A 21,457-nucleotide genomic window follows, 5' to 3' on the forward strand; every position below is an offset into this window, starting at 1 on the left:
CTCTGCGGGCGTGCCGTTGCCGCCGGCCTGGAATGAGCGCCTCGAGGCGCCATGGCGGGGCCAGGACCGCGGACGGCCCGCGCAGGTTCCTGATCGCCACGGCAATATCCCGTTACCCCAAATGCCCGGAGTGGGATCGGCCTGAGCTGAGTGAGGCCCGGGACAGGGTCATCGCGTTGTTCTCCGGCGAGCTGGGTTACCAGCACGAGACCGCCCTCGGATTGGACCCGACGCGGGCCCAACTGACCGACCAGCTCCGCGCGTTCTGCAAGTCCCAGGACCGCCGCGAGGACGACCTGCTGGCCGTCTACATCTCCGGGCACGGCGAGGTGCTCGACGACGGCGGCGAGCACATGCTCCTGACGGCTGACACCGACCCCGACGACATCGCCTACACCGCGCTACCGACGGTGGAACTGGCCCGGGCGATCCTGCGCGGTACCGCGGTACGGCGCCTGCTCCTTGTTCTGGACACCTGTTACTCCGGGCAGGGCGGCAACGAACTGGCGGCGGCCGCCCTGGAGCGCATCAGCGCGGGGTGGGGCCAGGCCACCGGCTCCGGCCTGGCCATCCTCTCCTCCGCCCAACCACACCAGCAGGCCCGGACCGGGCTCTTCCCACGGCTGCTCACGGACGCGGTCCGTAGTTGGGCCACGGCCGGACACGGTCCCCAGACACTGCCGGTGTCCACGGTGGTGCAGCAGATGAACAACCACCGCGACCGGCCCGCGTTCCAACGCATCAACCTCGCCCTGGTCGGTTTGACCGGGGAGCCACCGGCGTTCTTCGCCAACCCTCGCCACAGCACCCTGCTCACCGATGTGGATCTGGCCATCCAGCAGGCAGCCGAGTTCGACGAGCAGGCACGCCGTCGCGACACCGAGCTCACCCGACGCCTGCTCGTGCGAGCCATGGGCTACCACGGTGACGCCTCTCAGGGCTGGTGGTTCTGCGGACGTCATGCCGCGCTCGCCGACGTCGCCCAGTGGCTGCGCGCCCCCGCCGTTGACGGCCCGGCCTGCACAGTGGTCGCTGCGGGCCCCGGCTCGGGCAAGACCGCCGTCCTCGGCCTTCTCGCGACGCTGGCTCATCGAGAGCGCCGGCGCTCCGTGCCAGTCGACGCCCTGGGACTCGATCCGTCGCTGATACCGGACGCGGATTCGATCGATGTCGCCATGTACGCGCAGAACCTCACCGACGCCGACGTTCTGCAAGGACTGGCCGCTGCCGCGCACGTGCGGGCGGACACCGTCGGTGAGTTGCTGCAGGCTCTGGAGGACCGTGCCGACGAGGGGCCGTTCACGGCACTCATCGACGCCCTGGACGAGGCTGCCACGCCCGACACCCTGTGCACGCAGATCCTGCAGCCGCTGATCGACCACTCCGACGGCCGGATCCGGTTGCTCCTGGGCACCCGCCCCTACCTGTTGGACCGCTTGACCGCACGGCCGGGCAGCGTCACCGGCAATTACCAGGTGATCGACCTCGACGATCCCCGATACGCCGATCCGGAAGCCCTCGCCGCCTACACCGTCCGCACCCTCATCGAATCCCACCGCACCTCCCCCTACCGGCGCCGTCCCGAGGCACTGCGGCCGGTGGCGGAAGCGGTCGCCGCAGCCGCGGGCACATCGTTCCTGGTCGCACGCATCACCGCCGGCACCCTGGCCGCGGACAGCGAAGTCATCGCCGATCCGCACGACCGAGCCTGGCGGGACGGGCTGCCGCGCCATGCGGGGCAGGCCATGCGGGACGACCTCGCCAGCCGTCTGGGACCCGATGCCCGGCGGGCGGCGGATCTGCTGCGCCCGCTGGCTTTCGCCCAGGGGCAGGGACTTCCGTGGGAGGACATCTGGGCCCCGGTGGCCTCCGCGATCTCAGGGCGCGCCTACACGGACGAGGACTTGGTATGGCTGCGGCACGCGGCCGGCTCGTACGTGGTGGAGGCCACCGAATCGGGGCGCTCCGCCTACCGGCTCTACCACCAGGCCCTGGTCGAGCATCTCCAGGACGGTGTCCAACAGCAGGCTGTCCACTCGGTCTTCACCAACGTCCTCACCGACCGCGTGCCGCTCCGGGGCGACGCCACCCGCGACTGGTCCCGGGCTCACCCCTACTTGCTCACCCATCTCGCCGCCCACGCCGCCGCAGCCGATCGCATGGATCAGATCGTCCAGGACCCGGAGTACCTCGTCCATGCCACCCCCCGCAGCCTCACCCCGTACCTGCACCGAATCCGAAGTGATGTTGCCCGCTTGACCGCCGCGGTCTACCGCACCTCGCTCGGCATCCATGCCGCCTCAGCTCCGGCGGTACGCCGCCAGGTCCTTGCCCTGGATGCTGCCCGCGCCAACGCCATCTCTTTGCAGGACGAGCTGACCGGCCGCATGCCGGGAGGCACTTGGACTCCCGACTGGGCCACGGGCAGCGGCTTCACGCTGGCTCTGCGGGACACCCTGACCGGTCACGTCAGCGGCGTGACGGCGGTGGCGTGCACTGTGGTGGACGGTAGTCCGCTAACCGTCACCGGCGGTGAAGACGGTGCGGTGCGGGTGTGGGATCTGCGGACCGGCACGGCCCTGGGTGAGCCTGTGATCGCTCATGCCGGTCGCGTGTCGGCCGTGGCATGCTGCGTCGTGGACGGTACCGCCGTTGCCGTCACCGGCGGCGCCGACGGGGCGGTCAGGCTGTGGGACCTGCGAACCCGGGCGGCTCTCGGGGAACTTTCGACGGACAGCAAACTGCCCGTGACGGCGTTGGCGTTCTCCCTCGTGGACGGCATACCAGTGGTCCTCGCATGCGACGGCGACGGCGTGCCCATGTGGGATGCGCGGACCGGCATGCCTCGCAGGGGTATTCCCGGCAGCGGCCGCTATCGGAGTGCCACGTGGACCGTGGCTTGCACCGTCCTGGCGGACGGGCCCGTTGCCGTCGCGGGGGAGGACGACGGTTCCTTGGGGGTGTGGACACTACGAGGGGACCGCTCGTCATCCGGAAGGACTCGGGCGGGTCACACCGACGGTGTGTCGGCAGTAGCGTGCTGTGTGGTGGACGGCACCCCCGTCGCCGTCACGGGTGGTGGCCGGCTGGACGGCCTCGTCCGGATATGGGACCTACGGACCCGTACCGCACGGGGCGAGCCTCTGACCGGCCATGCCAGTGGCGTGTCGGCGGTGGCATGCACCACCGTGGACGGTGCGCCGATCGCCGTGACCTGCGGCGGCTTCGACGGGGCGGTGCGGGTGTGGGACCTGCGGACCGGCACTGCTCTCGGCGAACCGCTGATCGGTCATGCCGGCGGCGTGTCAGCCGTGGCGTGCACCGTGGTGGACGGCACGGCCGTTGCCGTCACCGGCGGCGATGACGGGGCGGTGCAGGTGTGGGACCTGCGGGCCGGCACGGTCGGCGGTGGGCCTCGGATCGGTCATACCGGTGTCATTTCGGCGGTGACGTGCGCAGCCGTGGACGGCGCCCCTGTTGCCGTGACCTGCGGCGGCCCCTTCGATGGGGCGGCGTGGGTATGGGATCTACGGACCGGCACGGCTCTGGGTGAACCTCTGGTCGGTCACCCTGACGGTGTGCTGGCGGTGGGCTGTACGGACGTGGACGGTACTCCTGTCGCCATCACCTGCGGTCGCGACGGCAGGTTGCGCGTCTGGGATCTGCGGACCCGCGCCTCTCTCAAGGAGGCCCACGTCGCCCATGCCGAAGGCGTGTCGGCAGTGGCGTGCTACATGGTGGACGGCACCCCTGTCGCCGTCACGGGCGGTGGCCGGTTGGACGGCCGGGTACGGGTGTGGGATCTGCGCACGGGTACCGCCGTTGGCGAGCCTCTGATCGGTCATGTCGGCGGCGTGACGGCGGTGGCCTGCCTGATGGTGGACGGTACGCCGGTCGCTGTCACGGGTGGACGTCTCGCGGGTGGAGTGCGGGTGTGGGATCTGAGGACCGGTCATGCTCGTGGAGGGCCGCTGTCGGGCCCTGCTGAGGGGGTGGCGGCTCTCGCGTGCACGGCCGTGGACGACACCCCCATTGCCCTCACCGGCGGCATCGATGGCAACGTGCGGGTGTGGGATCTCCGCAACGGCACCGGCTTCGGCAAGCCTCTGGCGGGGCACGCCGGTGGCGTCTCGGGTGTGGCCTGTTCCGTTGTCGACGGCACCCCCGTTGCCGCTACCTGCGGACATCGCGACAACACGGTGAGGATCTGGAATCTGCGGGCGGGCAAGCCCATCAGCCACCTACGGGTGCTCAGCCCTTACGCGGTGGACTTCACCTCGGCCGGTGACCTCGTCGTGGGCATGAACAACGATGTAGCGGTCTTCAACCGACGCTCTCTCTACCGGACGCGGTGAGCAACAGGCCGCGCTTCTCAGACCCCCAGGGGAACTGCCTTATCGATCAAACCGCTCTTCGATGCTTTCGCGGCGTTCCGGGGACCGGATCCTGACGGCCCGTGGCCAGCACGTGCCCGATCGGCCCGACGGCCGCCGCGAGGGCCTCCGGGATACCGGGGCCACCGGCCCCCACTTCCCAGAAGCGCAAGCCAGCCCTGACCCCCAGTCGATCGAAGTGCCCGCGCGACCGTCGAACAGCTCGGCCAGCCAAACGAATCGCTCGCCCGCCTCGGCGCGCGCGTTGTCCAGCAGGTACCCGCGGGCGGGAGCGGACTCTCCACCGACCGCGGTAGTCCCGCCTGTCGGATCCTGTCGGCCACCGACGTACGGCGGGCGGGGCGAGGAGGTCATGACTACATGGTCAATCTTCCCAGGCCACCAGCGCCATCCGGTGGCCACAGCAAGATCATCTCACCCTCGGCTGGGGCGCTTCAGAAGGCGCCGCCGCCACCTGAGGCACTCACCCCTCGAGCCGAATGACAACCTCGGGCAGGGCATGGGACTCGGCGCCGCGGATACGCGCGCGGACGAGTGTCCGCATCATCGCCGCGCCCGCCACCACGGCGCAGAGATGCAGCACCACCGCGACGGTGAGGTTTTCCGGCGGCGTGACATCGGCCGGATCCGCCACCGCTACATACAGCAAGAGGGGCACCTTCCATGCGCTCCATGCGAACAGTGAGCCCGATCCGACCCACCCGAACACCAGCGGGAGCCAGCGCGGCAACCCGGCAGGACGCGCCCGGGCGACCGTCCAGACGGCGGCGGATCCGGCGAGTGCCCAAAACCCCCATACAGCGGCCAGCACGTGCCCGTCGGTGTTCCGCTCGGCCGGGTGGGCGATTCCCAAAGTGCCTCCGGCCGCCCAGTAGAGCCAGACCAGGCCGACCGCGGCACCGACGACAGCCGCCCACGGCGGCACCGTACGCGGACCGTCACCGACGCGCCCGACGAACGCATCGGGCCAGCGGCGCCGCAGATACGCCGGGACCGCGAGAGCCAGCCCCAGCCCCATCCCCACGAAGCTGAACTGGACGAGTACGCCCTCCCAGACCGGCATGGCCGGGTCGTCACCGCCGCCGCCCTGCGAGTCACCGCCCACACTCAGGAGCGCACTGAAGAGAACGAAAGGCAGCACCGAGACGAGGAACCCCGACCCCACCCAGGAACAGAACGCGACGAGCGCCCCCGGTATCCGCATCCCCCATGGCCGCGCCAGCGCGAGCGCCAAGGCGATCCCGATCACCGCCATACCGATCGTGACGATGTTGAGCACCACCCACTCCGTCAAGCTGAACCCATTGCCGATCGGCAGCACCCCCACGAGGGAGCCGACCACCCACGAGACTTTGATCAGCAAGTACGGCGACAACGCCAGAGCCGCCCCATACGCCGCGTTCCGCCCGACCCGATCCCAGCGTTCCACCCGAACTCCCCCTCCATCAGCAGGAATCCCAGCCTCCGTCCTCACCGGCCCGGCCACGTCCCCCGCCGGACGTATTCGCCTCCCCCACCCGGGGGAGGCGGCGGGCGGCAACGCGGAACCCAAGGACCACCACGACGAGTCCTCCCGCACAGTGCGTTGAGCGAGCCCTACCAGGAGCGTGCGGCTGCACCGAAACCACCGAACCTCTCTGCCGCATCCCGGCCCATTGGCATCACGCCGAAATCCGCGCCAAGGGGCGCAAGTCAGGACGGCGGCGCACGCCCGATCGCCTTCGTCGTCACACCGGGCCAGGCCGGTGATACTCCGGCCTTCGAGACCGTCATGGCCGGCATCCGCGTGCCCCGAACAGGACCGGGCCGGCTCTGCACCCGCCCCGTCGCAGTGCTGGTGTGTCCAGGACGACCATCGGGGACGAGCAATGGGGAGAGGCATGAGTGGCCCACGACGGGGCAGGCGCTGATCAGGAGGTTCGTCATCATGGGTCCACTGCTTTTGGTTCTGCTGCTCGCCCTCATCCTCTTCGGCGCCGGCTTCGCCCTCAAGATCCTCTGGTGGGTCGCAATCGTCGTGCTGGTCGTGTGGCTGCTCGGCTTCGTCATGCGCGGCAGCGGAGCTTCCGGCAGCCGCGGACGCTGGTACCGGTGGTAGCCGGCAGGCCGGGCACGAAGCGATCGGACACATGACGGGCCCGGGTGACGACCGCCGGGCCCATCGGCATCTGAGCCTGTCCTCTGGGCACAGGCCCGCTGCGGATCGGTCAGCCTCCGAGCGTGGATCCGTAGTGGAGCGGTGAGCGAAGGAGCCCGTCATGGCGGTACAGCCCTCTCTCCGTAGCCATCTGCCGGACCTGCTGGAGTCGGACCTCCCGAGCGATCCGGTACCACCCAACCCGACCCCGGCGCCTCCGGGTGGCCCACAGCCGGGTCCCGTGCCTGGGCCCGTGCCCGCGCCGGGTGGGCCGGACCCCGTGCCGCCGGCTCCGCCTGCGCCCGAACCGGATCCCCCACCGCCGAAACCCTCCCCGGAACCGCGCCCTCGGCCGGGTCCGCTACCGGGGCCGGTCTCTGCCCCGGAGCCCATCACCCGAGCAGGGTCGGACCACAGCACCCCGCCCGGACCTCTACGAGCCCGCATGGCACCCAGCAGCCCGAAGCTTGAGCAAGCGGAAGCCACCGCGAGCATTCGGCCGCCGACCGGTGAGTCGATGGCTCACGGTCGGCTCGACCCACGGAGGCTCAGGTGAGCTCTACCTTGGAAATGCGCGTCGGTCGGCACACCATCGGCGTCAACCGGCCAGAAAAACAGCTCTTTCCGGAGGACGGCATCACGAAAGCGGACCTTGCGGAGCACTACCGCCGTGTGGCTCCGCGCATGGTTCCGGAGCTTCGCGGCAGGCCGCTCATGCTGGAGCGGATGCCGGACGGAATCCACGGCGAACGATTCTTCCAGAAGGCAATTCCGAAGTACTTCCCCCAGTGGATCCACCACGCCTCCCTATCCAAGGAGGACGGCGAGGTGGACCATGTGATCTGCGATGACCAGGCGACTCTGGTCTACCTCGCCGGTCAGGCGTGCATCACCCCACACCGCTGGCTGAGCCGGGCCGACCGGCCGCGCCACCCGGACCGGCTCGTTTTCGACCTGGACCCGTCCTCCGACGACTTCGAAACCGTACGCAGCGCAGCCCGTCACCTGTACGAACTGCTCGGCGAACTGGAACTGTCCTCGGGCCTGATGACCACCGGCTCACGAGGTCTGCATGTGATCGTGCCGCTCAGCCGGAACGACGACACGCAGGACGCGGACAATGTGCTCGCGTTCGCACGGGCCGTCGCCCACACACTCGCGTCGCGCCATGCCGAGGAGTTGACCACCGAGGTGCGGAAGAGCGCCCGCCGAGGGCGCCTGTTCTTGGACGTCGCCCGCAATGGCTACGCCCAGACCGTCGTCGCTCCCTTCGCCGTCCGGCCCCTACCGGGCGCACCCGTCGCCGCGCCCCTGAGCTGGGACGAGCTGGATGCACCGGAGTTGACGGCCCGCCGCTGGACGATGACCGATCTGGGCGACCGGCTCGACTGCGACCCTTGGGCAGGACTCGGCCGTCACGCACATAGCGTGACCGCCGCGCATCGCCGACTGCAGTCCCTGACCGGGGAGAGCCGACCGGAGCCCTGAGCCGGCGCGCCATGTCGCCTCCACACCACCGCGCAGCACTCCTGCCGGCTCCGGCTCAGTCTCGCGGGCAGCGGATCTGGCAGCGACAGGAATGACTCACCTGACTCGGGTAGACGACTGCTATGACATTCTCAGCGAACAAACCACTGATACGAGATCTACCGCCGCGCGTCGCGGTTCCCGATCTTCCTGGCGCCACGAACCCCTCGCAACGGGGACGATCTGCTGAATCGGTCGAGAGAGACCCCGAACCGCGTCCGAGCAGGGACTCGCAAAACGCGCGATGAGCGGGAGTTCTTCAATTTCTACCGCACCCGAATTCTGCCCCGTCTCCACGAGGCCCGCTGAAAATCCAACGGACGGCAGCCCGGCACCCTGACCACTACAGGGTCACCCGCACGAGTGACCCAGGGTTTGCGGCTCACCGATCCGGTCAGGCGCAAGGTCACTGACCGATGAAAGTGAGGTGCGCGATGGGACTCCTGGTCCTGCTTACTGCTCCGATGGTCCTGGCTCTGATCCTGGTCTGGAGCAGCCCCTCGCAGAGTGCGCGTCATCGTTCCGGTGACCGCGAACCCACCGCCTCGCCGAGCCACCAGGGTCATCGGCGTACCACCCACGCCTGACTGCCCGGCTCCGAACACGCCCTTACCGACCCCCCTGGGTTCCTGCCGGCGTCAGGCGACCGGCGGCGACGACCAGTAGAGGCATGTCCTCACCGTTCTTCGGGTACAGCAGAACGTCGGACCAATGCAATTCCTCGTCGCAATTCCTCGTCCGGAATCCCAGGTAGTCACCATGAAGACCACCGATCTGACCTCACAACTCATGCGCGAGTACGGTCGCACGTACGCAGGGGAAGCGGGCATCACTCTTCGCGCCAAGCCTTCCCCCCTGTATCAGCTGCTGGTGCTCGCTGTTCTGTGCTCGACCCGAATCAAAGCGGAGATCGCGACCAACGCGGCCAAGGAGGTTTTCGGGGCCGGTCTGCGCACCCCACGCACCATGGCCGCCACCGAATGGCAGACAATCGTCGACGCACTGGGCCGTGCCCACTACCGCCGCTACGACGAGAGCACCGCCACCGCCCTGCTCGACGGGGCTCGACTGCTACTGGACAACTGGCACGGCGATCTGCGCCGCCTGCGCGAGGAGGCGGAGGAGGATCCGAAGCGGATTCATGCGCTGCTCCAGAAGGTACCGCGCATCGGGCCGGTGGGCGCCGACATCTTCTGTCGTGAAGTACAGGGGTTGTGGCCCGAACTGCGTCCCTATTTCGATCAGCGTTCCCTGGAAACGGCAGCATCTCTGGGCCTCCCCGACACTCCACAAGGATTGGCACGACTCGTGCCCGCCGAAGCCCTGCCCCAGCTGGCCGCAGGACTCATCCGCGCCCGCTTGGAGAAGTGGCGCCCGGATCCGAACAACGCTCGCTGAAGCGACGGGCTCGCAGGTGTCCTGGGCGGGAGGGCAGGGCCCGGCATCGTGGGGAGAAGCCGCACCCGGCTCGGACCCCGGCAACGAGGTCGAAGACGCTGCGGCGGTCGACGACAGGACGAAGAAGGGCAGCCACCGTGCGTAGTGTGGGCGTCGAGGAAGAACTGCTGCTGGTCGACCCGGACACCGGAGAACCGCGTGCCATCGCGGAAGCGGTACTGGCCGCGCAGGTTGAGGGCGACGACCAGGCCAGGCTGGAGTCAGAACTGCAACGGGAGCAGTTGGAGACCACCACACGGCCGCAGACATCGATGAGTGATCTGGCCAGGGAAGTGCGGCGCTGGCGAGCGGCGGCCTCGGAGAGGGCGCGCGAGACAGGGACAGAAGTGGCGGCCCTCGCCACATCTGTCCTGCCTGCCGATCCCTCGGTGAGTTCGGGGCGGCGCTACCGTCGGTTGGTCGAGGAGTTCGGTCTCACCGCGCAGGAACAACTCACCTGCGGCTGCCATGTGCATGTGGGCGTGGAGTCGGACGAGGAGGGCGTGGCCGTCCTCGACCGGATCCGGCCCTGGCTTTCCGTCCTGCTGGCGCTGAGTGCGAATTCGCCGTTCTGGCAGGGTCGCGACAGCGAGTACAGCAGCTTCCGGAATCAGGTGTGGGGGCGCTGGCCCTCGGCGGGCCCCACGGAGGAGTTCGGGTCGCCGGAGCGGTACCACGCTCAGGTGCGGTCTCTGCTGGGGACGGGAGTGCTCCTCGACGAAGGGATGATCTACTTCGACGCTCGGCTCTCACGCACCTATCCCACTGTCGAGATCAGGGTCGCCGACGTGTGCATGGACGCGGACGACGCGGTACTGCTGGCGGCTCTGGTGCGAGCTCTGGTGGAGACAGCCGCGCGCGCCTGGCGCGCGGGCGAACCGACGCCGGCGGCGCCAGTGGGTCTGCTGCGACTCTCAGCGTGGCGGGCCGCACGATCAGGGGTCTCCGACCAGCTCGTCCATCCCCTCACCTGGACTCCGGTACCAGCCGAGACCGTGATCAACACACTGGTGGACCACACCACCGAAGCACTCCTGGACGCCGACGATCTGTCCCTGGTCAAGGAGTCGCTGAGTCAGCTGCTGAGACGCGGCGGCGGGGCCGGGCTCCAGCGCGACACATACGCACGCACCGGTGATCTACGGTCTGTCGTCACCGACGCCATCGCGCGCACAAAACACTGACTGCGACCACTGCGACCCTCGCCACAACTGAGTCCAGGTGCAAGAGCGGTGACCGTGGGGGGCCACTGCGGCCGGACCGATGGCGGGCACGCTGTGGCAGTCCTGGGCCGCGATCTCACGGCCGCCCATTGCCTTGCGCACGCCCCGCCTCCCAAGATCTCAGATGCCGAAGATCCACAGACCGGTGTCGACAACGATGTACGCGGAGCCGACCTCATCGGAGTGCCTGTCGACCTTGCCGATGCTGCCGTTGGTCGCTTCGACCTTGAACCCGGTCAGATCCGTACCGGCCGACAGACACGCGCTTCCTCGTACACGGCGGCAGAAAGGCCCCGAAGCATCTCGGCAGGCAGCTGCATCGGCTCAGTGCGCACATGCCGGACGCCCGGCTCGTGGCCCTCCACGCGCCCGGTCAGGACGGACCCACCGCCGGCACTCGCAACCTCGCACGACTCACACCTGGACCAGGAAGGCGAGTAGCAGGGCGGCGACACCCACCGTCAGCCAGGTCACGTAGTCCCCCAGATGACCCGAGTGCAGACGTCGTAGTGGGACGACGAGGTACTGCCCGCCCGCCGCCGCGACGCCGCGCAGGCCGCGGCTCGCGCTGCCGGTCCAGGCCGGACCGTGGACGGCCCCGACCGCGAACGCCACCGCCAGGGCCGCGGACAGCAGACCGAGGAGGAGACCCACCCCGGTCCAGCCGGTCTCCGGAACCGGACCCGGCCTTGCCGGCGAGGTCATTCCCGTGCCGTAGACCGCGGCCAGGTACCCGAAGTGGTCCGTGAAGCGGACAGCCGCCGCACCGAGTGCGGATCCGACCGCGGGCAGTACTCCGACCAGCAGACTGCAGGCCAGCAACACCGCCGGCACCACTGTCATGAGGCGGGGAACCGGCCGACGGGGGTCGCGGATCTCGGGCTCCTCGCCGTCTCCGGTCGTCTCCAGGTCCGGGTGGTCCACCTGCGGCGGGGTGCCGGCGCCGGCGAAGACCCGTAGTCCGACGCGGAGCACCGCTCCGCCGGTCACCGCCGAGACGGCCACATAGACCGCGGGCAGCCAGCCTGAGTACTCCCCCGCCGCATGTTCGGCGACCGCCTTGCCCAGCCCGGCGCCGAACGGCGGCAGACCAGCCAGGGCGAGGCCGCCGAGTGCGAACAGCACACCCGCGAGCGGCAGGTCGCGGCCTCGGCCGTGCAACCCGTGTTCGTCGACCGATCCGTGCCGGTCAAGGAGCACACCGGTGAGCCCGAACAGCGCAGCCTTGACGCCCGCGTGCCCGGCGACGTACAGCGCGGTGCCCGCCGCGGCGTCCGGGCCGAGCAGGGCCACCCCGATCAGGAAGAGTCCTGTGTGGCCGATGGTGGAATACGCCAGCAACCGTTTGATGTGGCGTTGCTGCCAGCACATCACCGCGCCGACAGCCGCCGTCAACAGCCCCACGGCGAGGAGGGTGTGCTGAAAGGCGGACCGCGGAATCCCACCGGGGCCGGCGAAAACGGTCCAGTACACGCGGGCCACACCGAAGACCCCGAGTTCGACCATGACTCCGGACAGCAGCATGCACACCGGGGTCGGCGCCACCGCATGCGCGTCCGGAAGCCAGAAGTGGAAGGGGACGGCAGCCGCCTTGACCAGCAGTGCGGTGAGCACCAGGACGAAGGCGGTGACCACGAGGGCGTCCGCCCGGTGTCCTGCCAGCCGTGCACCGATCTGTGCCATTCCCAGTTCACCGGTGCGGGCGTAGAGCATGCCGATACCGAGCAGCGAACAGTACGCGGCCAGGGAGTTGACCATGCCGAAGGTGAGCGCGCCCTGCAGCGGGCGGGGGTCCTCGACGCGGAAGCCCGTGAGGGCATAGGCCACGACGCCCATCAGCTCGAAGAAGACGAACGCGTTGAACAGGTCTCCGGTGAGCGCGAATCCGCACATCCCCGCCTCGAAGAGCAGCAGCAGAGCAGGGAAGGTGCCGCGATGGTCGTGCGGTGGTTCGTCGAAGTACCGCCAGGAGTAGGCCAGTACGGCCACAAGGAGCGCGGCGACGAGCAGCGCCAGCCCGATGCCGAGCCGGTCACCGACCAGGACGATGCCGACGCTCTCCCCGCCGTGCATCCGCCAGCCGCCGAGCCACGACACCGCGCGGGCGTCCCCGGTGCGTGTCCACAGCAGGACCAGGTCCGCCAGTGTCCCAGTGGCGAACAGGACCGCCAGGGCGTCGGTGGCCGCGCGCGACAGCATCCGGCCGGCGACGACGAGGGTGGCGGCGCCGAGCAGCGGCAGGGCAACAGCGAGCGGGAGCAGGTCCGATGCCTGCGGCACGGGCGTCAGCCTTTCAGCCCGGTCAGGGCTTCGGGGTCCAGGGTTCCGTGCCGTTTGCGGATCTGAATGACCAGGCTCAGCAGCAGCGCGGTCACGGTGGCGCCGACCACCACGTCGGTCAGGGCCAGGGCCTGCACAACGGGGTCCACAACGGGCGAGGTCACCGGAATGTCGGCGAACACCGGGGCGGTGGCACCGCTGCGATAGCCGATACCGAGCAGCAGCACATAGGTCGAGGATTGGGCGACAGCCAGGCATCCCACCGCATGGACCAGATTTCGGCTGGTCACCATGCCGTACACGCCGATCAGGAAGATCCAGCCGGCGGCCAGGAAGGGCAGTAGGGTCATCCGTCCTCCGCCGGTCGTTGGGTGGTGTCGTCGGAAACACGGTCGGGCGTCCGGTCGGAGTCGCGATCCGCAGCCGAGGGTTCGATCTCCACCGCCTGGTCCAGGAACTGCGCGAGCAGCACGACGACGCCGGAGCCGACCTCCAGCCCCACAGCGGCGTTGACCAGAGGCACGAGCCCGCCGGAGGACAACTGGTTGAACGTGCCCCATGGCAGCACGTTCTGCAGATAGGCGGCGCCGGCCAGCAGGCCGGCGCCACCGAGAAGGGTGAATGCGCCCGCTCCCACCGCGTCGACAGCGCCCAGCAGCGCCAGCGGGCGCACTGTGCGCAGCGCCCGGTAGTCGGCTGCCACATAGGCCACATGCAATCCGGTCGCGAGGATGACGCCGCCCTGGAAACCGCCGCCGGGCGTCAGTTGACCATGGGCGACGACGTAGACCCCGACAAGGAGCGTGACGGGCAGCAGGGCCATCGCCAGGAGCCGCACGGAGGGCAGTACGCGGCCGGGTTCAGGCCGCTGCCGGTCCTCGTCCCGGGCCCGCCGCAGCAACACCACGGCGCCCAGGACCGCGCCGAAGAGGATCGACTCCTCGCCCAGGGTGTCGAAGGCACGCAGATCAAAATTGACCGAGGCCACAACGTTCGCGGTCCGGTGGCCGAGCGAGGCGGCGACAGCGCGGTCCCCGTAGGGATGGGAACCGGCCCCGAACGGGGGCAGGCCGACGCAGGCCATGACGAACACAGCGCCCACAATCGCCGCCGCGGCCAGGAACAACCACTTCCGGACGCGGCGGGTCACTGAGCCTGCTCGTCGTCGCGGTGCGGGCGTTCGTCGGCACCGGCTCGCCGTACCTTGCGTACTGTCAGCAGGATCAGCAGCGGAGTGATGGCACTCCCGACGCCCAGCTGCGACAGGGCCACATCCGGCGCCTGAAACAGCAGGAAGAGCACCGACAGGCACAGACCGAGAACGGCGAGCACCGCCGCCTGCCGTACGGGATCGCGGGTCAGCACCGCGGTGGTGGCAGTCGCGGTCACCAGGACCAGCGCCACCACGATCAGGAAGTTCATCGCTCCGGGGGCGTCGTTCACGAGGGGGGTCCCTTCCGTTGCTGTTCCTGGGCGCGTACGGTCGCGCGGCCAACGGCCATGGAAATGACGGGGCCGGCCACCGCCGACAGCAGGGCGACGAACAGAAGTTTGAGGGCTGCCCGGCCGGGCCCGGTCTCGACCGCGAGGGCCAGGGCCACCAGGGGCAGACCCAGGGACGTCGCGGGGGCCAGCGCGTGCAGTCGCAGGTAGGGCGCGGGCAGGATCACGAGCGCGGCAGCCGACAGCAGCAGCACAGCCGCGCCCGCCGTCAGCAAGGTCAGGGCGCAGACGTGCCGAGGGTCCATGTCAGGACTTCCCCGGTCCGCGTTCACCGTGACCGGACGAAGGAACCCGGTCCTCGGCGGTGACCAGCCGGGTGAAGACCAGGGTGCCCGTCGGGGTGAGGACGGCCAGTACGAGTGCCAGGTCGCTGTAGGTGGTGCGGGCCAGTCCCTGGGCCATGAGCAGGAAGAATGCCGTCGCGATCGTTCCGGCCAGCGCGAGACCCGCCACGCGGTGTTCCGGTTCCCCCCGTGAAGCCGCCCATACGCACGGACCCAGCGCACCGGGGAGCAACAGGCAGGCGGCGAGCAGCCAGGCGTTCACGGCATCCGCTCCCCCGCCACGGCCTGTTCGACTGCTGAGGGCGATCCGCCCAGCAGATGGACCCGCAGGACGTCGGGATCCCCCGGTTTCTCGGCCTGCTCCACGTCCAGCACGCAGGAGCCGGGGGTGGACGACAACAGGGCGGCGGCCCAGGCGGCACCCACCCCGGGCCTCAGTGGCATCCGCACCACCGAGGCGCCACCGTTCTCCGGCAGTCCCCGGCCCCACAGCGTCCGCCAGGTGAAGGCGGCAACCTGTCCGGTCTCCCGGAGCACGGTCGCCGGCCAGCCGGCCACCGCGGAACTCAAACCGGTGGATCCGCCGGTCCGGGAGCCCACGGCATGCGACAGGGCCACTGCCCCCGCAGCCGCGAACGCCGCGCCGCCGGCCCCCACCGCGACTTCCAGCGCCGACAGCGGGCCGATCACGACGAGGTACAGCAGGAACATCAGTGCCCACCAAGCCATCCATCGCAGGACGGCTGCCGTAACGCGATTCATCGTCCGTCTCCGTTTAGTCGCCCGGCCAGGTGCCGGTAACGCGGCGCCAGCCGACAGCACCGCCCCGCTGAACGGCTGCCCGGACGACCGCCATGATCAGACCCTGTACGGCCGCGGCGGCGAGCACCTCACCCCAGCCGTGGTCCTGTTCGAGGGGCTTCGGGGCGTCCTGACCGGGCCCGATGCGGTCCCACACTTTTCGGAAGACCAGTCCGGCCACAGCGCCGCCCGCCAACCCGACGACCAGCCCGATCGGTTTGTAGACGACTTTCGCTGTCCTGGGCAAGAGATACCTCCTCTCGGCTTCACGACTCCCGCGTCACGGGTTCTTCCCTGTTTGCCCATCCTGCCGCTCACGGGCCTGTCGATCGCGCTGCGGCACGACGCTGTAGCGGGGATCTTCAGCCGAGGCGATTCCCGCCCGGAAAACGCCGAAGCGCGTGCAGGCCGATCCGGCGAGCAGGGCCAGACCTCCGGCGACGGCGGCCCTGCGGCCGGAGCCCACCGACAGCGCCGCGCCGAGACCGCCTGCCGCGGTGAGCAGTTCGGCCGCACGCAGGAGTTGTCCCGCGGTGCCCGTCCGGTAGGTCTCGGCGACGATTCCAAGCCGCCGCTCGATGATCCTGATGGTGGCCAGATCGGCAACGGCACCGAGGACCGCGGCGCGCTGTGCCGGACCTGTCTCCGTGACGGGTGCCAGAACCAGCGCCATACCCGCGGCAGCGGCCGTCGCGGAGGCCGTGAACAGATACGGCAGTTCCCGGTGCGCGTCGTGCCAGGCCGGAACCGCGGTGTCCGCGGCGAGCACCGCGGTGTACGCGGCGACGGCCGGCCCGAGCACGGCCGCCCCGGCGGTGGCCACGGCACCGGCTCTCGGCAGCCTGCCGGTCACCGCGGTGAGGGCCGCTGCCCCCGCCGCGGGCCCGTATCCCGCGAGCAACCAGGAGCCCATGCTCATCGGTGAGGTGGGTTTGAACACCCGCAGCATGTTCGCGAATCGCTCCGGGCGGCCGAGGTCGTGCACGAGAGCTGCGGCCGACAGCGTCACGGCGGCAAGCGACGACACCTTCATCGCCCTTGCCATGGCGGGACGCCCGGTCAGCTGTGCTCCGGCAGCGACGACGGATCCGGCGCCCGCCAGACCGCCGAGGAAGAAGTAGCCGGCGATGTCGCGGGCCTCCCAGGAGGGAGCCTTGATCACCGGCCTTCCGTAGTAGGACGTGAACTCGGCCCGGGGCACCATGAGTTCCTCGCCGCGGCGTTTGCGCCGGCGGCCACCGCGACCGGCCTGGAGAGCGGCAGGACTCGCCTGCCGTCCGGGCCGGGCACCCTGGATCCCGTCCCGGGTGACGTCGGAGCCACTCATCGTCCTGCCTTCCGTCGTGTGAAGGGTGAGGGGAAGAAGGTGAGCGCGATCCCGCCGGCGAGCGACAGTGCGGCGATGCCCGCGTGCTTCCACATAGCCGGCAGGTCCCTGGTGGTGACGACCGGATCCGGCGGAAGCCCGTACACCTCCGGCTTGTCGAGCAGCAGGAAGAACGCTCCGTCACCGCCGACGCCGTCCTCGGGGTCGTGGCCGTAGAGCCGAGCGTCGGTCACGCCCGCTTCGTGCAGTTGGTCGACGCGCTGTGCGGCCCGCTCCCGCAGTTCGTCCAGCGGTCCGAACTGAATGGATTCGGTGGGGCACGCCTTGGCGCACGCGGGCTCCTGGCCGGCGCCCAGCCGGTCGTAGCACATGGTGCACTTGAAGGCCCGGCCGTCGGTTTCGCGCTGTTCGATGACGCCGTAGGGGCAGGCGGGCACGCAGTAGCCGCAACCGTTGCAGATGTCCTCCTGCACGACGACCGTGCCGAATTCGGTGCGGAACAGCGAACCGGTCGGACAGACGTCCAGGCACGCCGCGTGGGTGCAGTGCTTGCACACGTCGGACGACATCAGCCAGCGCAGCTCCGTGCGACCCTCGGGTGACGGCGGCCCGGCTGCCGCACTCGTAGGCCGCTCGTCGCCAGAGGGTTCGGTTGCGGGAGGAGCAGCCGCGGGGGCTTCGGCCTCGGGCGTCGACGACTGCTCGATGAACGCGACATGCCGCCAACTGGAGGCGCCGAGCCCGCCGGTGTTGTCGTACGACATCCCGGTCAGGGACAGCCCGTCCTCGGGGATGGCGTTCCACTCCTTGCAGGCCACCTCGCAGGCCTTGCAGCCGATGCAGACGGATGTGTCGGTGAAGAATCCGACGCGGTCCGGATGCCCGGCGTGCCCCGCATCACCCGCGGGGTCAGGCTCCGGGCCCGACAGCAGATTCCCGTGCGGCTCGGTCATGATCGGGTCTCCGTCCCGGTGTGTTCAGTGATGCCCGCGCGGTCCCGGTACTCGGCGACGAGGCGCGGCAGAGCGGCTCCCCTGGGCCTGCGGCCGGCCCGGATGTCGGCGGTGAGCGCCTTGTCCTCCTGGATGCGGGAATTCGGGTCCAGAGCGATGGCAACCAGTTCGTTCGCCGCGTCGCCGGTGGACAGGCCGTTGGGGCCCCAGTGGAAGGGCAGACCGATCTGGTGGACGGTGCGGCCCTGCACGGTCAGAGGGGTGATGCGCCGGGTCACCATGACTCTCGCCTCGATGGCTCCGCGGGCCGTGATGAGAGTGGCCCAGCCCGCGTGTTCCAGCCCGCGTTCCGCGGCGAGTTCCGGCGAGACCTCGCAGAACAGCTCCGGCTGCAGTTCCGACAGGTACGGCGACCAGCGGCTCATCCCGCCGGCCGTGAAATGCTCGGTGAGTCGGTGGGTCGTCACCACGTAGGGGTACACGTCCGCGCCGGGCTCGTCGCCGCTGGGATGGTAGCGATTGCCCGGCCGCGAATGCAGCTGCCGGGCAGGCGAACGGCTCTGCCCGGCGTACAGCGGATTGGCGAATGGTGAGTCCTGCGGTTCGTAGTGCGTGGGCAGCGGTCCGTCCTCGAGACCGGCCGGTGCGTACAGCCAACCCTTGCCGTCGGCCTGCATGATGAACGGGTCGTCACCGCGCAACGCGTCGGGGCCCGTCGCCCCCTCGGGCGGCACATACGTCGGATCGCGGTCCGGGACGAAGTCCGGGATGTCGTGACCGGTCCACGATCCGGCCTCCGGATCCCACCAGACGTACGCTTTGCGCTCGCTCCACGGCCGGCCGTCCGGCGCTGCGGACGCCCGGTTGTACAGGATCCGACGATTGGCCGGCCAGGCCCAGGCCCACTCGGCGGCCACCCAGTCCTGCTCGGTGTGCGGCTTGCGGCGGGCCGCCTGGTTGACGCCGTCGGCGAAGACTCCGCAGTAGATCCAGCAGCCGCAGTCGGTGGAACCGTCATCCTTGAGTTCGGTGTAGGCGCTCAGCGGCGCCCCGTCGGGACCGTGACCGTTGATCTCCGCGAGCACCGCCTCGCTGACCGGCTCCCGCAGCTGGCCGTCGACCGGATAGCCCCACGTCAGATCCCGCACCGGCTGGTCCATCGGGTCGGTGGAATGGGCCAGCCTCTCCTTGATCCGCCGGCCCAGGTGGTACATGAACCACAGATCGCTGCGGGCGTCACCATCAGGTTCGACAGCCGCGTGGTGCCACTGCAGCCACCGGTTGGTGTTGGTGAACGACCCGGATTTCTCGGTGTGGGACGCGGCCGGGAAGAAGAACACCTCGGTGCCGATGTCCTCGGTCCGCAGCTCCCCCGTCGCGATCTCGGGGCCGTCCTGCCACCAGGTCGCTGACTCGATGAGGGAGAAGTCGCGGACGACCAGCCAGTCCAGGTTGGCCATCCCCAGTCGCTGCAGACGGGCGTTGGCGGAGCCGACGGCCGGGTTCTCGCCCAGCAGGAAGTAGCCCTTGCAGGTGCCGTCGAGCTGGGCCAACACGGTGTCGTAGGTTCCGTGGGAGCCGGTCAGCCGGGGCAGGTGATCAAAACAGAAATCGTTCTCCGCGGTGGCCGCGTCGCCGTAGTAGGACTTGAGCAGGCTGACGAAGTAGGCCCGCATGTTTCCCCAGAAACCCTTGTCGGTGCGGCTGGCGTCGACGAAGGCGTCCAGGGTTTCGTGGGCGTGTGCGTGCGGCATGGGCAGATAGCCCGGCAACAGGTTGAAGAGCGTCGGGATGTCGCTGGATCCCTGGATGCTGGCGTGTCCGCGCAGTGCCTGAATGCCGCCGCCGGGCCGTCCGATGTTGCCGAGCAGCAGCTGCAGCACGCCTGCGGCGCGGATGTACTGGCTGCCCACCGAGTGCTGCGTCCAGCCGACCGCGTACACGAAAGCCGAAGTACGGTCGCGGCCGGAGTTGTCGGTCAGCGCGGCGCACACCCGCAGGAACGTCTCGCGCGGTACCCCGCACGTGGCCTCCACCATCTCCGGGGTGTACCGGGCGTAGTGGCGCTTGAGGATCTGGTAGACGCAGCGGGGGTGCTGCAGCGTCTCGTCGCGTTCGGGGTTGGCGTGCGCCTGCGCTCCGCCTGAGCCGTGTGTCTCCGACGCGCCCGAGGCCGCCAGTTTGCCCTGGGTGTCGGCGTGCGACCGCTCGCCGTTACCGCCCTCGTCGCCGTCGTCGGCGCTCCTGTCGTACTGCTCGTCCACCTCGCCGGAAGGGGCCTGTACCTGGGCGCCTTGGTACTGCCAGCTCATCGGGTCGTAATGGCCTCGCTCCTCGTCGAGTCCGGAGAAGACACCGTCGAGATCCTCGGTGTCCTGGAACTCCTCGCTCACCAGCGTCGCGGCGTTGGTGTAGGCGAGGACGTACTCCCGAAAGTCCTTGCCCTCCTCCAGGACGTGGTTGATGATCGCGCCGAGGAAGGCGATGTCGCTTCCCGCCCGGATCGGTACATGCAGATCGGCCAGCGCGCTGGTGCGGGTGAACCGCGGATCGACATGGATGATCTGCGCGCCCCGAGCCTTGGCCTCCAGCACCCACTGGAACCCGACGGGATGGGCCTCGGCGAAGTTGGATCCCTGGATCACGATGCAGTCGGAATTCTGCAGGTCCTGCATGAAGGTGGTGGCGCCGCCGCGGCCGAAGGTGGTGCCCAAGCCGGAGACTGTGGAGCTGTGGCAGACCCGGGCCTGGTTCTCCACCTGCACCACGCCGAGGCCGGTCAGCAGTTTCTTGATGAGGTAGTTCTCCTCGTTGTCCAACGTCGCCCCACCGAGGCTGGCGATGCCCAGCGTCCGCGCGACGCGCAGGCCGTCGTCGGTCTCCCACTGCCAGGTGTCGCGTCGAGTCGCCACCACGCGGTCGGCCACCATGTCCATGGCCGTTTCCAGATCCAGCTGCTGCCAGTCGCGGCCGTGCGGAGGCCGGTAGAGCACCTCGTGGCGCCGAGCGGAGCCGGTCGTCAGCTGAAGCGTCGCCGAGCCCTTCGGGCAGAGCCGACCGCGGCTGATGGGTGAGTCGGGATCGCCCTCGATCTGGATGACACGGTCGTCCTTGACGTAGACCTGCTGCCCGCAGCCCACGGCACAGTACGGGCAGATCGAACCCACCACCCGGTCGGCGCCGGCGGTCCGCGCGGTCCTCTGCTGCGACGATGCTGCGGCAGCGCCTCTACCCAGAGGATCCGTCCCGGTGAGCTGCCGGTACACGGGCCATCCCTGGATCAGTGTGCGGACGCCCATCGTGACCTCCGGTTCGCAACGCCCTGGACTACGGTCCGGCTGCCCCATAACTCTGCCTCCATGCCGGCCCCCTCGCATCCGCCACCGCCGTCTGGGCCGGCGCCTTCTGCTGTCTGCCCCTGGCGGGGTCCTCGCCTCGTTTTCACCCTGCTCACGGAGAGGCCCGCAGCTCTCCGGGTCCGCTAGCCGCGACAAGGATGGTAGCCACAGGATTCGAGATTATCTATTGTCACCACCATAGTTTTTGTGCACCATGGAAGCAGACTCCAGTCACGGGACTCGCCCGGCGTGG

Annotated in this window: 17 protein-coding genes and 1 pseudogene; 5 read left to right on the forward strand and 13 right to left on the reverse strand. The window is 69.6% G+C overall.

Annotated elements, in window-relative coordinates; all coding sequences use genetic code 11:
• Window positions 1–176 precede the first annotated feature (176 nt).
• Window positions 177–4,355 carry a caspase family protein gene (locus tag AC07DC_RS34425; protein ID WP_478918433.1) on the forward strand — a complete coding sequence of 1,393 codons (4,179 nt, stop codon included), beginning with the start codon at window positions 177–179 and terminating at the stop codon, window positions 4,353–4,355.
• A gap of 502 nt (window positions 4,356–4,857) precedes the next feature.
• Here AC07DC_RS34425 and AC07DC_RS34430 read toward each other — a convergent pair.
• Window positions 4,858–5,823 carry a hypothetical protein gene (locus AC07DC_RS34430; protein WP_478918434.1) on the reverse strand — a complete coding sequence of 322 codons (966 nt, stop codon included), beginning with the start codon at window positions 5,821–5,823 and terminating at the stop codon, window positions 4,858–4,860.
• A gap of 498 nt (window positions 5,824–6,321) precedes the next feature.
• Between AC07DC_RS34430 and AC07DC_RS34435 the strand changes: the two genes are divergently transcribed.
• The 4 genes from AC07DC_RS34435 (at window position 6,322) to AC07DC_RS34450 (ending at window position 10,679) form a co-directional block, all read left to right on the forward strand.
• Entirely contained in the window at window positions 6,322–6,492 is a 171-nt protein-coding gene (locus tag AC07DC_RS34435) for a hydrophobic protein (protein ID WP_478918435.1), read from the forward strand.
• Window positions 6,493–7,101: 609 nt separating this feature from the next.
• Complete coding sequence (ligD, locus tag AC07DC_RS34440; RefSeq protein WP_478918548.1) at window positions 7,102–8,019, forward strand: non-homologous end-joining DNA ligase; 918 nt, start codon at window positions 7,102–7,104, stop codon at window positions 8,017–8,019.
• Window positions 8,020–8,817: 798 nt separating this feature from the next.
• The gene (locus AC07DC_RS34445) at window positions 8,818–9,456 is read left to right on the forward strand and encodes an endonuclease (RefSeq protein ID WP_478918436.1); all 639 of its coding nucleotides are present in this window, start codon (window positions 8,818–8,820) and stop codon (window positions 9,454–9,456) included.
• 137 nt (window positions 9,457–9,593) lie between these two features.
• Complete coding sequence (locus AC07DC_RS34450; RefSeq protein WP_478918437.1) at window positions 9,594–10,679, forward strand: glutamate--cysteine ligase 2; 1,086 nt, start codon at window positions 9,594–9,596, stop codon at window positions 10,677–10,679.
• A 165-nt stretch (window positions 10,680–10,844) separates the two neighbouring features.
• Here the strand turns inward: AC07DC_RS34450 and AC07DC_RS34455 are convergent.
• From AC07DC_RS34455 to fdh, 12 genes and pseudogenes are all read right to left on the reverse strand, one after another.
• Window positions 10,845–10,976 (reverse strand): annotated as a pseudogene (locus AC07DC_RS34455) (PRC-barrel domain containing protein); the annotation flags it as partial.
• A 156-nt stretch (window positions 10,977–11,132) separates the two neighbouring features.
• Entirely contained in the window at window positions 11,133–12,917 is a 1,785-nt protein-coding gene (locus tag AC07DC_RS34460; protein WP_478918549.1) for a complex I subunit 5 family protein, read from the reverse strand.
• An 86-nt stretch (window positions 12,918–13,003) separates the two neighbouring features.
• Window positions 13,004–13,348 carry a sodium:proton antiporter gene (locus AC07DC_RS34465; RefSeq protein ID WP_478918438.1) on the reverse strand — a complete coding sequence of 115 codons (345 nt, stop codon included), beginning with the start codon at window positions 13,346–13,348 and terminating at the stop codon, window positions 13,004–13,006.
• Complete coding sequence (locus tag AC07DC_RS34470) at window positions 13,345–14,148, reverse strand: MnhB domain-containing protein (protein WP_478918439.1); 804 nt, start codon at window positions 14,146–14,148, stop codon at window positions 13,345–13,347. The genes AC07DC_RS34465 and AC07DC_RS34470 overlap by 4 nt, the downstream gene beginning before the upstream one ends.
• A complete protein-coding gene (locus AC07DC_RS34475; protein ID WP_478918550.1) occupies window positions 14,145–14,420 on the reverse strand; it encodes a Na(+)/H(+) antiporter subunit B in 276 nt (91 codons plus the stop codon). Before AC07DC_RS34475 ends, AC07DC_RS34470 begins: the two co-directional genes overlap by 4 nt.
• 17 nt (window positions 14,421–14,437) lie before the next feature.
• Window positions 14,438–14,746 carry a cation:proton antiporter gene (locus AC07DC_RS34480; protein ID WP_478918440.1) on the reverse strand — a complete coding sequence of 103 codons (309 nt, stop codon included), beginning with the start codon at window positions 14,744–14,746 and terminating at the stop codon, window positions 14,438–14,440.
• 1 nt (window position 14,747) lies between these two features.
• The gene (locus AC07DC_RS34485; protein ID WP_478918441.1) at window positions 14,748–15,047 is read right to left on the reverse strand and encodes a monovalent cation/H+ antiporter complex subunit F; all 300 of its coding nucleotides are present in this window, start codon (window positions 15,045–15,047) and stop codon (window positions 14,748–14,750) included.
• Window positions 15,044–15,547: a hypothetical protein gene (locus AC07DC_RS34490; RefSeq protein ID WP_478918442.1), complete on the reverse strand. Its 504-nt coding sequence runs from the start codon at window positions 15,545–15,547 to the stop codon at window positions 15,044–15,046. Before AC07DC_RS34490 ends, AC07DC_RS34485 begins: the two co-directional genes overlap by 4 nt.
• Before the next feature lie 13 nt (window positions 15,548–15,560).
• Entirely contained in the window at window positions 15,561–15,833 is a 273-nt protein-coding gene (locus AC07DC_RS34495) for a DUF4235 domain-containing protein (RefSeq protein WP_478918443.1), read from the reverse strand.
• Window positions 15,834–15,866: 33 nt separating this feature from the next.
• Complete coding sequence (nrfD, locus tag AC07DC_RS34500; protein WP_478918444.1) at window positions 15,867–16,913, reverse strand: NrfD/PsrC family molybdoenzyme membrane anchor subunit; 1,047 nt, start codon at window positions 16,911–16,913, stop codon at window positions 15,867–15,869.
• Window positions 16,910–17,866, reverse strand: coding sequence for a 4Fe-4S dicluster domain-containing protein (locus AC07DC_RS34505; RefSeq protein WP_478918445.1), 957 nt, complete (start codon window positions 17,864–17,866; stop codon window positions 16,910–16,912). The genes nrfD and AC07DC_RS34505 overlap by 4 nt, the downstream gene beginning before the upstream one ends.
• A complete protein-coding gene (gene fdh / locus AC07DC_RS34510; RefSeq protein WP_478918446.1) occupies window positions 17,863–21,165 on the reverse strand; it encodes a formate dehydrogenase in 3,303 nt (1,100 codons plus the stop codon). Before fdh ends, AC07DC_RS34505 begins: the two co-directional genes overlap by 4 nt.
• Window positions 21,166–21,457: the final 292 nt, after the last annotated feature.

The organism is Streptomyces sp. NPDC045021 (assembly GCF_056432645.1).

Excerpts from the sequence above, each read along its gene's own strand:
- AC07DC_RS34465 (WP_478918438.1), bottom strand. The coding sequence starts at position 13,348 with ATGACCCTACTGCCCTTCCTGGCCGCCGGCTGGATCTTCCTGATCGGC.
- AC07DC_RS34480 (WP_478918440.1), bottom strand. The coding sequence starts at position 14,746 with ATGGACCCTCGGCACGTCTGCGCCCTGACCTTGCTGACGGCGGGCGCG.
- ligD (WP_478918548.1), top strand. The coding sequence starts at position 7,102 with ATGCGCGTCGGTCGGCACACCATCGGCGTCAACCGGCCAGAAAAACAG.
- AC07DC_RS34445 (WP_478918436.1), top strand. The coding sequence starts at position 8,818 with ATGAAGACCACCGATCTGACCTCACAACTCATGCGCGAGTACGGTCGC.
- nrfD (WP_478918444.1), bottom strand. The coding sequence starts at position 16,913 with ATGAGTGGCTCCGACGTCACCCGGGACGGGATCCAGGGTGCCCGGCCC.
- AC07DC_RS34460 (WP_478918549.1), bottom strand. The coding sequence starts at position 12,917 with ATGCTGTCGCGCGCGGCCACCGACGCCCTGGCGGTCCTGTTCGCCACT.
- AC07DC_RS34435 (WP_478918435.1), top strand. The coding sequence starts at position 6,322 with ATGGGTCCACTGCTTTTGGTTCTGCTGCTCGCCCTCATCCTCTTCGGC.
- fdh (WP_478918446.1), bottom strand. The coding sequence starts at position 21,165 with ATGGGCGTCCGCACACTGATCCAGGGATGGCCCGTGTACCGGCAGCTC.
- AC07DC_RS34490 (WP_478918442.1), bottom strand. The coding sequence starts at position 15,547 with ATGAATCGCGTTACGGCAGCCGTCCTGCGATGGATGGCTTGGTGGGCA.
- AC07DC_RS34505 (WP_478918445.1), bottom strand. The coding sequence starts at position 17,866 with ATGACCGAGCCGCACGGGAATCTGCTGTCGGGCCCGGAGCCTGACCCC.
- AC07DC_RS34475 (WP_478918550.1), bottom strand. The coding sequence starts at position 14,420 with ATGAACTTCCTGATCGTGGTGGCGCTGGTCCTGGTGACCGCGACTGCC.